The sequence below is a fragment of the Pantoea sp. X-Soil-TKNS-1280 genome (assembly GCF_059730475.1).
The window spans coordinates 2,152,546-2,165,323 of record NZ_AP035962.1; the positions used below are offsets into that span (position 1 = coordinate 2,152,546).

General features: G+C 54.5%; 14 protein-coding genes. 3 read left to right on the forward strand and 11 right to left on the reverse strand.

The features are described from left to right. Window positions 1-80 precede the first annotated feature (80 nt). From AC6I8X_RS10035 to ampC, 8 genes are all read right to left on the reverse strand, one after another. Window positions 81-1,100, reverse strand: a complete 1,020-nt coding sequence (locus AC6I8X_RS10035; protein ID WP_497841005.1) for an alpha/beta hydrolase — start codon at window positions 1,098-1,100, stop codon at window positions 81-83. Window positions 1,101-1,149: 49 nt separating this feature from the next. Further along, window positions 1,150-1,587, reverse strand: coding sequence for a helix-turn-helix domain-containing protein (locus AC6I8X_RS10040; protein WP_497839725.1), 438 nt, complete (start codon window positions 1,585-1,587; stop codon window positions 1,150-1,152). 135 nt (window positions 1,588-1,722) lie between these two features. Beyond that, window positions 1,723-3,051, reverse strand: coding sequence for an NAD(P)/FAD-dependent oxidoreductase (locus tag AC6I8X_RS10045; protein WP_497839726.1), 1,329 nt, complete (start codon window positions 3,049-3,051; stop codon window positions 1,723-1,725). Between the two features lie 45 nt (window positions 3,052-3,096). Further along, entirely contained in the window at window positions 3,097-3,492 is a 396-nt protein-coding gene (locus AC6I8X_RS10050; RefSeq protein WP_299453129.1) for a VOC family protein, read from the reverse strand. A gap of 3 nt (window positions 3,493-3,495) precedes the next feature. Then, window positions 3,496-3,963 carry a GNAT family N-acetyltransferase gene (locus AC6I8X_RS10055; RefSeq protein ID WP_497839727.1) on the reverse strand — a complete coding sequence of 156 codons (468 nt, stop codon included), beginning with the start codon at window positions 3,961-3,963 and terminating at the stop codon, window positions 3,496-3,498. A 140-nt stretch (window positions 3,964-4,103) separates the two neighbouring features. After that, window positions 4,104-4,403 (reverse strand): putative quinol monooxygenase, encoded by a 300-nt coding sequence (locus AC6I8X_RS10060; RefSeq protein WP_084874852.1) that lies wholly within the window; start codon window positions 4,401-4,403, stop codon window positions 4,104-4,106. A gap of 97 nt (window positions 4,404-4,500) precedes the next feature. Further along, window positions 4,501-4,941: a GNAT family N-acetyltransferase gene (locus tag AC6I8X_RS10065; protein WP_299453134.1), complete on the reverse strand. Its 441-nt coding sequence runs from the start codon at window positions 4,939-4,941 to the stop codon at window positions 4,501-4,503. Window positions 4,942-4,943: 2 nt separating this feature from the next. Beyond that, the gene (gene ampC, locus AC6I8X_RS10070) at window positions 4,944-6,074 is read right to left on the reverse strand and encodes a class C beta-lactamase (RefSeq protein ID WP_497839728.1); all 1,131 of its coding nucleotides are present in this window, start codon (window positions 6,072-6,074) and stop codon (window positions 4,944-4,946) included. Window positions 6,075-6,229: 155 nt separating this feature from the next. Here ampC and AC6I8X_RS10075 point away from each other — a divergent pair, with 155 nt between their 5' ends. Together AC6I8X_RS10075 and AC6I8X_RS10080 are read left to right on the forward strand one after the other, a co-directional pair. Next, the gene (locus AC6I8X_RS10075) at window positions 6,230-7,069 is read left to right on the forward strand and encodes a class I fructose-bisphosphate aldolase (RefSeq protein ID WP_313687729.1); all 840 of its coding nucleotides are present in this window, start codon (window positions 6,230-6,232) and stop codon (window positions 7,067-7,069) included. 62 nt (window positions 7,070-7,131) lie between these two features. Then, entirely contained in the window at window positions 7,132-7,461 is a 330-nt protein-coding gene (locus tag AC6I8X_RS10080) for a DHCW motif cupin fold protein (protein ID WP_299449252.1), read from the forward strand. Between the two features lie 48 nt (window positions 7,462-7,509). Here AC6I8X_RS10080 and AC6I8X_RS10085 read toward each other — a convergent pair whose 3' ends face one another. Continuing rightward, window positions 7,510-8,772, reverse strand: coding sequence for an acid phosphatase (locus AC6I8X_RS10085; protein WP_313687732.1), 1,263 nt, complete (start codon window positions 8,770-8,772; stop codon window positions 7,510-7,512). A 75-nt stretch (window positions 8,773-8,847) separates the two neighbouring features. After that, window positions 8,848-9,087: a hypothetical protein gene (locus AC6I8X_RS10090; RefSeq protein WP_208715096.1), complete on the reverse strand. Its 240-nt coding sequence runs from the start codon at window positions 9,085-9,087 to the stop codon at window positions 8,848-8,850. A gap of 343 nt (window positions 9,088-9,430) precedes the next feature. Between AC6I8X_RS10090 and hpxO the strand changes: the two genes are divergently transcribed. After that, the gene (gene hpxO / locus AC6I8X_RS10095; RefSeq protein WP_313687735.1) at window positions 9,431-10,588 is read left to right on the forward strand and encodes an FAD-dependent urate hydroxylase HpxO; all 1,158 of its coding nucleotides are present in this window, start codon (window positions 9,431-9,433) and stop codon (window positions 10,586-10,588) included. Between the two features lie 73 nt (window positions 10,589-10,661). Here hpxO and dcp read toward each other — a convergent pair whose 3' ends face one another. After that, the gene (dcp, locus tag AC6I8X_RS10100; protein WP_497839729.1) at window positions 10,662-12,707 is read right to left on the reverse strand and encodes a peptidyl-dipeptidase Dcp; all 2,046 of its coding nucleotides are present in this window, start codon (window positions 12,705-12,707) and stop codon (window positions 10,662-10,664) included. Between the last annotated feature and the right edge of the window lie 71 nt (window positions 12,708-12,778).

Genomic DNA, 12,778 nt, shown 5'->3' on the forward strand with positions numbered 1-12,778 from the left:
CTGCCGCCATCTCCCCCACGCATTCTGTGCGCAAAATTTCTGCAATGAAAAACGCCAGCGTGGATGCTGGCGTCGGCGGATTAGTTGAGGTGCAGTTTTATTTCTGCGCCTGCCTGTTGCAGCGCGGTGCGTACTGTTGGCTCCTGGCTCAGGGCATTCAGTAAGCCATAGTCATGGATCATGCCGTTGTAACGGGTGACGGTGACGGGCACGCCTGCTGCGTCCAGTTTGCGTCCAAACGCTTCACCTTCATCACGCAACACATCCAGTTCGGCGGTTTGAATCAGCGTTGGCGGTAAGCCGCGTAACTGTTCAGTGGTGGCGCGTAACGGGGATGCCAGAATATTGTTGCGATCTTTTTCACCCGGGGCATAGCTATCCCAGAACCACTTCATCATGTTTTTGGTCAGGAAGTGGCCATCCGCGAACTGCTGGTAAGAAGCATCATCAAAGCTGGCGTTGGTGACCGGCCACAGCATGACGTCATAACGAATCGCCGGGGTGTGGAATTGTTTGGCCTGTAACGCCACTGCCGCCACCATATTGCCCCCGACGCTGTTGCCGACCAGTGCCAGGCGGCTGCCATCGACGCCAATCTCTGCGCCATGCTGCGCGACCCACTTGGTGGCTTCATAAGCCTGAGTAATGGCGACCGGGAAATGTGCTTCCGGCGATGGGGTATAATTGACAAAAACCGCTGCCGCGCCCGATGCATTCACCAGATCGCGTACCAGGCGCTCATGCGTCTGATAATCGCCTAACACCCAGCCACCACCGTGGAAAAACATAAACACCGGCAATACGCCCTGCGCATGTTCTGGCTTCACGATGGTCAGCGTCAGCGGCTGACCCAGTACCTGAATGACTTTTTCACTCACCTGGGCCGCGGGCAGTTTGACGCCCTTCTGCGCGCCAATCAGTACCTGACGTGCCGCTGCTGGTGAAAGTTGCTCAATCGGTTTGCCGTTACCGCTGTTCAGCACGTTAAGAAAGGCCGCGACACCCGCTGTTGGTGCGGGAAGGTTTTCTTCACTCGCGGCAAATGCTGCACTTACCTGACTCGCCAGTAATAAAGCACCCATCACCATCTTCAATTTCATTGTCTTTTCCTTTTCAAATGTTACGTTAAACAACGCAATGGTTTTTCGCTTATTTATTTTTTAACAGTTCTGCCGTCAGGTGGAAGAATGCGCCTTTGTCATTGGCATATTGCCCCCTGATTTCACCCGGGGTGGCATGAATATATTTTTTAAAAATACGGGTGAAGGTTTGCTGGCTGGTAAAACCATTTTCTATCGCAATTTCCAGCAGGGTTTTCTGACTATGAATAATGGAAAACGTCGATCTGATGACCCGGCGAAGACGTATATATTCGCCGAGGTTATACCCGGTTACGTCGCGGAAGATCCGCTGGAAATGCCAGTGCCCATAACCACTTTTCCCGGTTACGGTGCTGACACGAATATTTTCGTCATACAGGTGGTCTTCAATCCAGTGGATAATGTCATCCACCACTGAATAAATAATCTTTTCATGCACCGGATAAGAGGTGGGCAGAAATGTCTTCTCAGCCGTCATCGCGTTCATATAACACCCTGCCTTGTAGATATTGAATAACAATATCAATCAGCTGTGGTGTAAAAGAAAGTTATACAAACGGATAGGTATACGAATGGATAATTGATTTTTATTTTTGGTCGCCCTTGAGGGCGACCGTGCCCATTACATCATCTGTGGTTCGCGAATCGCATTACCACGGGCAAAACGGCTCAGGCTATAGGGAGACAAATCGGTATAGGGCTGATCGTTCATCACCAGCTGTGAACACAACTTCCCGGCCCCCGGGCCGATGCCAAAACCATGACCACTAAAGCCAGAGGCGACGATCAGACCCGGGATCTGCGGGATTTCGTCAATCACCGGTACCAGGTCCGGGGTAGTATCAATCCAGCCACCCCAGGCATGATCGACGGCAATACCCTGTAATACCGGGAATTCATGCACCATTTTGGCAATCGCTTCGCGCAGAATTTGCTTGTCCGCGGCCGGATCCAGCACGCGGATTTTTTCAAACGGCGAGACCGCGTCCATCGACCAGGATCCTGCCGCTTCCGGACCGGAAAAGAACGAGCTATTGATGCGGATTTTCAGCTTTTTGGCGATTTTACTGCGGTACATGGGATAAAAGCGTGTGGCATAACGCAGGTTCTGCGGCGCCAGGTCCAGTTGCCCGCGCCCGGATATCGCCACGGTATAAGATCCATCAAGACGCCGACGCATCGCCAGTCCAGGCACACTCAGACAGCCCGGGGTCACTTCTGCCGCCACTGTAGTCTTAAATGCCGTACCCAGAATGTTGGCGCTCGGCAGTTCAATGCCATAACGCGTGCAGAAGCGTGAACTCCAGGCTCCGCCACAGCAGATGACCCGGCTGGTTTTGACCAGGCCGCGCTCGGTCCACACACCGGTTACACGACCGCCACTGATGTCCAGCCCGCGCACGGCACAGCGCTGTTGAATGTTGGCTCCCCGCTGCTGCGCCCCCATCGCCAGCGCAGGCACCGCCTGTGAAGGTTCAGCACGACCATCACTGGGCGACCACACACCGCCCAGCCAGGTTGTTTTGCCACCAATACGTTCCTGAGCTTCTTTTGCCGACAGCAGCTGGCTGTGAAAACCGATATTTTTCGCCTGTTGACCCCAGCTTTCCCACTTTGCCAGGTCTGCCGCTTCGGTGGTGCCGTACAGGATACCGGTACGGCGGAAACCCAGGTCCCTGCCGATTTCATCCCCCAACTCAGACCAGCGTTGCAGGCTGTACATCGCCATCGGCAGCTCGTAAAGATCGCGGTTTTGTTGTCGCACCCAGCCCCAGTTGCGACTGGATTGTTCACAAGCCATCACCCCTTTTTCAAACAGCGCCACCGACACGCCGCGCTTCGCCAGTTCATAGGCGACCGAGGTACCGATGATTCCACCACCAATCACCACCACATCAGCCTGTGCAGGAAAGGCTGGGCTGTCAGGCACTGCATCAATCTTTACGCGCATAGAGAGTCCTCAACGTCTCAGGAACTGCATAAATCCGGGATACCTTTACCGATTCTGATAGAGGTCCCAGCGGTTGCCGTAAATATCCTCAAACACCACTACCGTGCCGTACTCCTCTTCCCGAGGCTCTTCGCAGAAAGTCACACCCTTTGCTTTCATTTGCTGATAATCGCGCCAGAAATCATCGGTTTGCAGGAACAGAAACACGCGTCCCCCGCATTGATTCCCGATAAAACCTTCCTGACGCGGATTCGAGGCTTTCGCCAGTAACAGGTTGCAGTCACTCTCCGGATTGGGGTTCACCACCACCCAGCGCTTACCAGGTTGCGGCGTATCTTCGATTAAATGGAATCCCAGTTTCTGCGTGTAATATTCAATGGCCCGATCATAATCGTCCACCACGATAGCCACATATCCCATACAACGTTTTTGTGTACGCATTGTTCACTCCTTTGTTTTTAGTGGTTTCATCATAAAGACGCTGAGCGGATCGGGTAAATAAGGCGGGAAAGCTGCGCACTGGCGATAGCCCATTTTCTCGTACAGCCGGATAGCCGCCTGTTGCTGATTGCCGGTTTCCAGCCGGGTCACCCCACAGCCCTGCTGCATGGCGAGGGTCTCAAGTTGCTGCACAATCGCCTCACCCAGTTGGTGACCGCGCCACGCCGGGCGCACATAGATGCGTTTTAATTCTGCCCCCCCGTCACCCTGCAACAAAATCGCCCCACAGCCCACCGGATGGTCAGCGGCATCAGTGACCATCAGGCAATGCAGCATGCCATCCTCAACCGTGGCGAGATCCAGACAGTGGTTACTTTCCGCCGGATAAAGCACGCTCTGGAAAGCGTCCAGTTCGGCTATCAGCTGTTGTAAATCGGTATTTTGCGGGTGGGTGGTTTTGACAGTAAACATCCTTGCGATCCTTCTGTTCCGGCAGGTTATTTATTCAGGGTTCCACACTACTTTTATCGCGAGGAGAATAGCCAGGGTAAGACTTCTTTCGTATACATGCGTAGCGGCGCGAGGTATCACGCCGCTACGACAGGCAGCTATCAGGCTGCACCACCCGCCAGTTTATTTAAGGCGATCACTTCAGAATGCTCGACCAGCGGCGGCAGTTCGCCAAACAACTTCACAATATGCGGTGCATTAAGATGTTGTTCCAGCAGCGCCTGGCTTTGCCACTCTTCGGTCCAGATAAAGCGACGCGGGTTCTGGCTGTCGCGATTAAGCTGGTAAGTGATACAACCCGGCTCTTTTAATGTTTCTTCAATCACGCCACGAAATAGTTTCTCAGCCTGATCTTCACTGCCTGGTTTAATAGTAAATATTGCTACAACAGGAACTGTCATATTCCACTCCAATATTAAAAATAATAAGCAGCAATACGTTAGCGCAGCCTGTGCGGGCTGTCAGTCTGAAATTGTGCGGCCTGAAATTGATATATTGTTAGCTGAACAATTTTCGATACTGAATAAACTCGGTTTTACTGGCGACCTGATCATATAACCTGCGTGCGGTGGCATTCGATTCCTGGGTGGTCCAGTACACACGCGAGCAACCGGCCGCTTCTGCCTGCTGGTACACCGCGAGGATCAGCGCTTTACCTGCCCCTTTACCGCGTGCCGCCTCACTGACAAACAGATCTTGCAGGTAACAATAATCCCCTGTTGTCCAGGTGGAACGATGGGTCAGATAATGCACCAGACCGAGTAGTTCTCCGTTTTCTTCGGCCACCAGACAATGCATTGGCTCGTTATCGGCCAATAAGCGGCTGAAGGTATTTGCAGTCGTTTCCGCACTGATATCCGCCGCATAAAAACGTTGATAGCCCTGCCATAAGGCCAGCCACGAGGAGTAATCATTTGTCTGTAACGCACGTAACTGCATAGTTAATCCCTGCCTTTTATCATATTGATTATCTTATCCGCCGCCACGACCCGGTCATCATTCGGGAACCATTTATTCGCCAGCATAATCACGGCAATGTGCTCTGAGGGGATAAATACCGCATAGGTGGAGAAACCATTGGTGGAGCCGGTTTTGTTGTACCACGCCTGTTGTGGCGCAGGCTGTAACGGACGAATGGGCTGAGCAGCCATGCCCTGCATAATCCTCTGCCCGCTATTCCCCGCCACCAGCGTATGTTGTGTTACCGGCAAGGAATAATATTCCCACATCATCGCCTGCGTGAACGCCTCGGTGTGATATTGCCCCTGATGGGTGATGGCGATCGCCCGCCGCCATTCGGGATCAATTTGCACGTTATTGATCTGAATCGCCAGCCAGCGGATCAAATCGGCGCTGGTGGATTTCAGACCATAGGCTTCAGCATCCAGCGGGCCAGGTGTGACACGTACCGGTTGATCCTGTTTGTTGTAACCCTGGGCATAGTTTTTCATCTCTACTGGTGGCACCTGTACCCAGCTGTGATGCATCCCCATTGCGGGCAGCAGCTGTTGTTCCATTGCCTGCCGGAATGGCTGATGCAAGCTTTTAGCGGCGATCATGCCCAGCATCCCAATACCGAGGTTGGAATAAACCCGCTGTGCGCCAGGCGGCGCAGAAGGTTGCCAGTGCTGATACCATGCCATCAGTTGCTGCTGATTGGTCACTGCATCCGGCACAAACAGCGGCGTGCCGCTGGTATGCGTTGCAAGGTTAAGCAATGTGACGCGATCAAAAGCACTGCCCTTGAGTTCTGGCAGCCAGTGGCTGGCGGTGTCGCTGAACTGTAACTTGTGCCGGACTGCTGCATAGCTCGCCAGCGTCGCGGTGAAGGTTTTACTCAGCGATCCAATTTCAAACAGCGTTTCATTGGTGATCGGCTGTTGTGTGGTTTTCGACGCCACGCCGTAGTTATAAAACGTGGTTTTACCGCGATAAAAAATCGCCACGGCCATGCCGGGCACCTGATATTGCTGCATCAGCGGTGTGACGATCGGGTCGATGTCGGGTGTCTGGGCCAGTACGCTGCCACTCACCAGCACTGCCAGTACGGCGATTTTTTCCATTAAACGCATTGATATTCCTTTAATTTTGGTAACGGGCGGATTTCAACCAACCACAATAAATTAAGTGAACAACTTCACAACTGCAACACGGCGTTTGCTCGCTCAGGCGCAGCGGGAATTACAATGATCTCCTTATCTCGCGGTTTTTCAGGAGGAAACACGTCATGTTCGTCACCAATAAAGTTCGCATGAATCGCCTGTTTCAACACGGCAAATGTCTCGATGTGGCTATCGATCACGGCATTGCTAATGAACCCGATTTTCTCATTGGCCTGGAAAATATTGCTGGCGTGATGCGCAACCTGATAGCTGCCCAGCCGGATGCCATTCAGGTCAATTACGGCCAGGCCGATTTGTTGCAACGCGAAGTAGGACGCAAACCGGCGTTGGTGATGCGTACTGACGTCGGTAACGCCTATAACGCCGCCCGTCATCGCGAAATGTGGGCGGTGCTGCACAATCCGGAAGAACCGATTCTCGCCGCATTGCAGATGGATGCCGCTGCGGTGGTGGTCAATCTGTATCTGATCCCTGATGAACCCGGCATCTTCCGCATGTGCGTGGAGAATATTGGTCGCCTGCGCCAGGCCTGCGATCGCTACGCGATGCCACTGATGATTGAACCACTGGTGATGGCCCCTGCGGGACAGGGTGCCGCGTACGGCTCGATCGGTGACGTGGAGAAAATCGTGCCGCTGGTGCGCCTGGCGCGCGAGTTGGGTGCCGATATCGTCAAAGCCGATCCGACTGAGAACGTGGAAGACTTTCATCGCGTGGTGGAAGCGGCGCGCTGCCCGACGCTGGTGCGCGGTGGCGGCAAAGGCGAGCTGGGTGCGGTACTGCAAAAAAGCGCGGCGCTGATGGCGCAAGGTGCCAGCGGCATGGTGTATGGTCGCAACGTTTACCAGCACGATAACCCGTCACGCGTGGTGAAAGCGCTGATGGCGATTATTCATCAGGGAGCCAGCGGCCCGGATGCGCTGGAAATTTATCAGCAAGGTTAAGGGTTTGCACCACGGGTGAATACGGGTATAAACAATGTTCAACCCTCACCAGGATCAACATCGTGCAAATCACCCAGTTACCGTTTGGCATTACCCAGTGGGATCACATCGAGCCGGAAACACATCACGGAGAACGCGGCTTTGCGCTTTGGCGTACGCAGCGTTTTAACGATATTCGCGTACGGATGGTGGAGTATTCGCCGGGCTATCTGGCCGATCACTGGTGCCTGAAAGGGCATATTTTGTTGTGTCTTGAAGGCGAGATGCTGACCGAGCTGGAGGATGGCCGCTGTTTTACCCTGACACCGGGCGTCAGTTACCAGGTCGCCGATAACGCTGAAGCGCATCGTTCATCAACGGAAACCGGTGCAAAGTTATTTATTGTCGATTAATCAATCGCGCCCTGTGTAGCGGCGCGATTCATCGCGCGATTTTAATCTTTACTGATGTTGCGCCAGCGAATAAGCGGCCGTTAAATCCAGGCGTTGCCAGAAGGACTGATCCGCAGTGCTACCTGATAACGGATAACCTGCTGGCAGTGCCGATTTCACCATCAGCGCACGACGTTGCGCGTCAGACAACTGCGGCAACGCCGCTTTCAGCAGCACCTCAGCCCCAGCGGGTACCGTCACCGCCACATTTTTACCCGCGGCTTTCGGCAGGTTGTAGCTCATGGTAAAGCGATAGAACTGCTTCATCTGCGGCGAGGTGTAAGGGTCGTCCTGACCGGCACTGCGTGCGCACTCTGCCAGCGAGGTACCACACTCTTTCTCCAGCGCCGCACGCAGCTGATCGCGCGCCTCACTGAACAGCGCCTGGTAGCGCGTGTCGTTCAGGTAATTGGCAACGTTACGTTCGGCCACCATGCGTGAACCCATCACATCCAGCGGGTAATGCACGCCCAGCACCAGACGCGAATAACCATAACGCGCACCACGGGTGACCAGCGCTTCGAAACGTTCCGGCACCATCTCGGCCATCAGCAAGGCATCGGTGTAACCGGTGTTGGTATGGCCACTCGGGAAAGAACCGCCATCGGCGGTATACGGTTGATTATCTTTCACTACCGTATCATCCGGCACCAGATGGATGGTGTTGCCTTCATGCAGGAACGGGCGCGGATAGTTGAAATGCTTTTTCGCCGCGCCGGTGCTGACTTCGCTGGCCTTAATCAGTGCAGCAGCTTTGCCCAGTTCGCCCTTATCATAGGCAGCCAGAAACGCTTTGCCCAGACGTGGACCCAGCGCATCGGCGAGGAAATAAAGATGGTTGATGCCTTCAGCATCGGCCAGCGCCTGATGACGCGTGCCCTGGGTGGCATTCAGATTGATATGGGTGACAGTGGCGCGGTTGGCATCCAGCACGCTGGCCGGTAGATCGCTAAAACCCGACAGCAGCGCGATGCCTGCCTGCTGATTGGCTTTGGTCTGGAAATCGTAACCTTTACTTTTCAGCCATGCGTAGTCAGCCTGCGTTGGTGACTGTTTGGCTTTTTCCAGCAGGTTACGCGTCAGTGCTGGATTGTTACCCTGTAACGCGGCACGTTCGGCCTGCAACATCTGCTGTTCAAGATCGTTGTAACCTGCGTGAGCAGAACCGGTTGAAGTCTGGCTGGCGAGCGCGGCGGCGTCCGGCAGTGAGATCGCATGCGCCTGCTGCGCCAGCAGCAAAACGGTGGCCATCAGTGTATAGCGGGTTTTCATTATTTTCCCCTGTTATCAGAATATTACCTTGCCGGGGAAACACGCTAGCACCCTGATGTGACAGTTTTATTTCATTTAACGGCACTGGCTGGCACAGTTTTGTACGCAAATTTGTGCCAGCGAACCACATGCGCTGTCTTTATTGTTGTTGCATTGAGATTGCTGGATATAACAGTTCTGCTGGCAGGCAGAAACATCACATTTCGCTGCGGCGGGCGTCAGTTGCGGTAGCGGCGTTTTTTGCTGCGGTTGCCAGTTGGTTTGTGCTGCGACACCCAGGCTGGTCAGCAGCAGCAACAGGATAGTCCACTTCATCGCCTTACCCTCGTGTGGTTAGTCAGAATCAGTATGGCACAGTGGATATGACACCCACCGGTAGCGGCGCGATTTATCGCGCAATTTTGAGTTCTGAGCCGAAAAAAGCGCGATAAATCGCGCCGCTACACTATGTGCAGAATGAAACTATTGATTCATGCTTTACATGCTTATGCATCAATTTAGTGCGCAGCAATGAACTATTGTTGTGCGCGCCATACATATCCTCCAAAATAAAATTGATTAAAATCAATAAATATCAATCCATTGGCTTCTCAGCTGCTGACATGTCTTCATTGGTACAAAAGTTGCAAGCCTAATCCGTATTGCAAAGGAGACAGTTATGAAAGCGATTGTGATTGGTGCTGGCATCGGCGGAATGAGCGCGGCGATTGCGCTGGAGAAAGAAGGTTTTAGTACGGTGGTGTTCGAAGCGGTGAAAGAGATGAAACCGGTCGGTGCCGCTATTTCCATCTGGCCCAATGGCGTGAAGTGCCTGAATGCCCTCGGCATGAAAGAATCACTCCGTGCGCTGGGCGGCAATATGGCGTTTATGGCCTACAACGATGCCCACAGCGGCAGCACCCTGACCCGCTTCAGCATGTCACCGCTGGTACAGCAGGTGGGCGAATATCCCTATCCGGTTGCCCGTGCTGAACTCCAGGCGATGCTGATTGATACCTATGGCCGCTCACGCATCAACTTTGGTAAGCGCGTAACTCAGGTGGAACAAACCGCGTCAGGCGTTACCGCTTGGTTTGACGATGGCAGTCAGCAAAGCGCCGATTTTCTCATCGCGGCTGACGGTACCCACTCGGTTATCCGGCATTATGTGCTGGGTGAAAACGTTGAACGCCGCTATGCCGGGTACGTTAACTGGAATGGTCTGGTGACCATCGATGAAAGCATCGCCCCGGCGAACCAGTGGACCACGTTTGTCGGTGAAGGCAAGCGCGTCTCGCTAATGCCCGTCAGCGACAACCGGTTTTACTTCTTCTTTGATGTCCCGCTGCCAAAGGGATTAGCGGAAGATCGCAGCACGTTGAAAAGCGACCTGAAAGGTTATTTTGCTGGCTGGGCCGAGCCGGTGCAGCGGCTGATCGACACCATCAACCCGGACACCACCAATCGCGTAGAGATCCACGATATCGAACCCTTCAGCCAGTTTGTCAAAGGCCGGGTAGCGCTGCTGGGTGATGCGGCGCACAGCACCACGCCGGATATTGGTCAGGGGGGATGCGCGGCAATGGAAGACGCCATTGTGCTGGCGCAGACGCTGGCGGCCCATTCGCTGGGGATAGAAGATGCGTTACTGCGTTATCAGGCACGTCGCGTGGAACGTACCAAAGATTTAGTGCTGAAGGCGCGTAAGCGTTGTGATGTCACGCACGCGAAGGACGCGGCCATTACCGCCGCCTGGTATCAGGATCTGAAAAATGAAACCGGCGAGCGGGTGCTGGCCGGCATGTGCGACACCATCGAAGGTGGCCCGCTGGGGTAAATATTAAAATGCACCGACTGTCTATTGTGCGCGATAAATCGCGCCGCTACGGTCGGTGCATCACATTGCGCCGCTACGACAGTCCGCGATTCTCCAGCATCGGGCCGATTTCCGGCGCTTTGCCGCGCCAGGCCAGCCACAGGTACTGCAAATCGGTGCTGTTGCCGCGTGACAGGATGTGTTCACGGAAGTGCTGACCATTTTCCCGCGTTAAGCCGCCCCGCTCCTCAAATGCCTGATAGCCATCATCGGCCAGCATTTGCGTCCAGATATAAGCATAATAACCCGCGGCATAGCCGCCGCCCCAGATATGGCGGAAATAGCTGGAACGGTAGCGCGGCGGGACGGTTGCCAGGGCGATATTTTCCGCCGCCAGCGCCTGCAATTCAAAATGGCTGACATCTTCGGGATTATCATGGGTGGTCAGTGAGTGCCATTGCATATCCAGCAACGCGGCAGCCAGCAGCTCCGTCATGTCGTAACCTTTGTTGAACTTCGCCGCACGCACCATTTTCTCCCGCAGTTCAGCAGGCATCGGCTCGCCGCTCTGATAATGGCAGGCATAATTGGCGAACACCTGCGGGTTGCTGGCCCAGTGTTCATTAATCTGCGACGGGAATTCGACAAAATCACGCGGTGTGGCGGTGCCAGACAGCGTGACATAACGCTGCGAAGCGAACAGACCATGTAGCGCATGACCAAACTCATGGAACAGGGTGATAACTTCATCCCAGCTCAGCAACGCTGGCTGACCCGCCGCCGGTTTAGTGTAATTACAGACGTTGTAAATGACGGGTTTGCTGCCCAGCAGTGTCGATTGATCGACAAAGTTGCTCATCCATGCACCGCCGCTTTTGTTATCACGTTTAAAGAAATCGGTGTAGAACAGCGCCAGCGGCGTATCGTCTGCATCGAAAATCTCATATATGCGGACATCGGGATGATAAACCGGCAAATCATGACGCTCGCTAAAGCGAATGCCGAACAACTGGCTGGCTGACCAGAACACGCCTTTCTCCAGCACGTTTTCCAGCGCGAAGTACGGGCGAATCTGGCTCTCATCCAGCGCGTATTTGTCTTTACGTACCTGCTCAGCGTAGAAGCTCCAGTCCCAGGCGCGCAGCGGGAAACTATGGTGCGACTGTTCAATGGCCTGCTGAATCTCAGCCGCTTCCCGCTCGGCCCGTCCACGGGCGGCAGGCACGATATTGCGCATAAAACTCAACGCCGCTTCCGGAGTCTTCGCCATCTGGTCCTGCAAACCCCACTCGGCGTAGGTTTTGAAGCCAAGCAGACTGGCCCGCTGCGCGCGCAGCTGCGCCATACGCAGTACCAGCGCGCGGGTGTCGTTTTCGTCGCCCTGTTCACAACGCGTCAGCGATCGCTGGAACAACACTTCGCGGGTGGCCCGCACGCTTAACGCCTGCAGCACCGGTTGCTGGGTGGTGTTTTGCAATGGGATCAGCCATTCACCCGACAGACCGCGCGCCTCGGCCGCTGCTTTGGCATGCGCCAGTTCCTCATCGCTGAGTCCGGCCAGCGCCGCAGGACTGCTGACGGTATACGCCCCCGCTTTAGTCGCAGCCAGTAGCCGATTACCAAACTTCGTACCGAGCGTGGCCAGCTCCTGATTACAGGCGCGCAGCTGATCTTTGTCTGCGTCATTCAGGCTGGCACCCGCCAACTGAAAATGTTGCCAGACCACTTCCACCAGGCGCATCGCTTCAGCATCCGGGCATTGCGTACCGCGATGCTGATAAACGCTGTCGAGACGGGCAAACAGCTGGCTGTTCAGCGTGATTTCATCGTTCAGCGCCGTCAGCTGCGGAGTAATGATTTCATCCACTTCCTGTAGCAGTTCGCTGGTATTGGCGGAGGTCATGGCACCAAACACCAGATTGACACGGCTCAGCAGTTGCCCGCTGCGCTCCAGTGCTTCATAGGTGTTTTCAAAGGTGGCAGGTTCCGGATTGCTGGCGATCGCCGCGACCTGCTGACGTTTCTCTGCAATACCGGCTTCCAGCGCCGGGAGAAAGTCTGCTTCCTGAATAAGGTCAAACGGTGGGGTCTGGTACGGCAAGGTGCTGGCGGTGAAAAAAGGATTCGTTCTTGAATTCATTATCGCTCCTGACAATCAGCAACGCCGGAACAGGGCCCGGCGGGATGTCTCTATCCTGGCAGTTTCGCGCC

Bases quoted from the DNA above. Each gene is read 5' to 3' on its own strand.
- AC6I8X_RS10035 (WP_497841005.1), bottom strand. From the start codon at position 1,100: ATGAAATTGAAGATGGTGATGGGTGCTTTATTACTGGCGAGTCAGGTA.
- AC6I8X_RS10040 (WP_497839725.1), bottom strand. From the start codon at position 1,587: ATGAACGCGATGACGGCTGAGAAGACATTTCTGCCCACCTCTTATCCG.
- AC6I8X_RS10045 (WP_497839726.1), bottom strand. From the start codon at position 3,051: ATGCGCGTAAAGATTGATGCAGTGCCTGACAGCCCAGCCTTTCCTGCA.
- AC6I8X_RS10050 (WP_299453129.1), bottom strand. From the start codon at position 3,492: ATGCGTACACAAAAACGTTGTATGGGATATGTGGCTATCGTGGTGGAC.
- AC6I8X_RS10055 (WP_497839727.1), bottom strand. From the start codon at position 3,963: ATGTTTACTGTCAAAACCACCCACCCGCAAAATACCGATTTACAACAG.
- AC6I8X_RS10060 (WP_084874852.1), bottom strand. From the start codon at position 4,403: ATGACAGTTCCTGTTGTAGCAATATTTACTATTAAACCAGGCAGTGAA.
- AC6I8X_RS10065 (WP_299453134.1), bottom strand. From the start codon at position 4,941: ATGCAGTTACGTGCGTTACAGACAAATGATTACTCCTCGTGGCTGGCC.
- ampC (WP_497839728.1), bottom strand. From the start codon at position 6,074: ATGCGTTTAATGGAAAAAATCGCCGTACTGGCAGTGCTGGTGAGTGGC.
- AC6I8X_RS10075 (WP_313687729.1), top strand. From the start codon at position 6,230: ATGTTCGTCACCAATAAAGTTCGCATGAATCGCCTGTTTCAACACGGC.
- AC6I8X_RS10085 (WP_313687732.1), bottom strand. From the start codon at position 8,772: ATGAAAACCCGCTATACACTGATGGCCACCGTTTTGCTGCTGGCGCAG.
- AC6I8X_RS10090 (WP_208715096.1), bottom strand. From the start codon at position 9,087: ATGAAGTGGACTATCCTGTTGCTGCTGCTGACCAGCCTGGGTGTCGCA.
- hpxO (WP_313687735.1), top strand. From the start codon at position 9,431: ATGAAAGCGATTGTGATTGGTGCTGGCATCGGCGGAATGAGCGCGGCG.
- dcp (WP_497839729.1), bottom strand. From the start codon at position 12,707: ATGAATTCAAGAACGAATCCTTTTTTCACCGCCAGCACCTTGCCGTAC.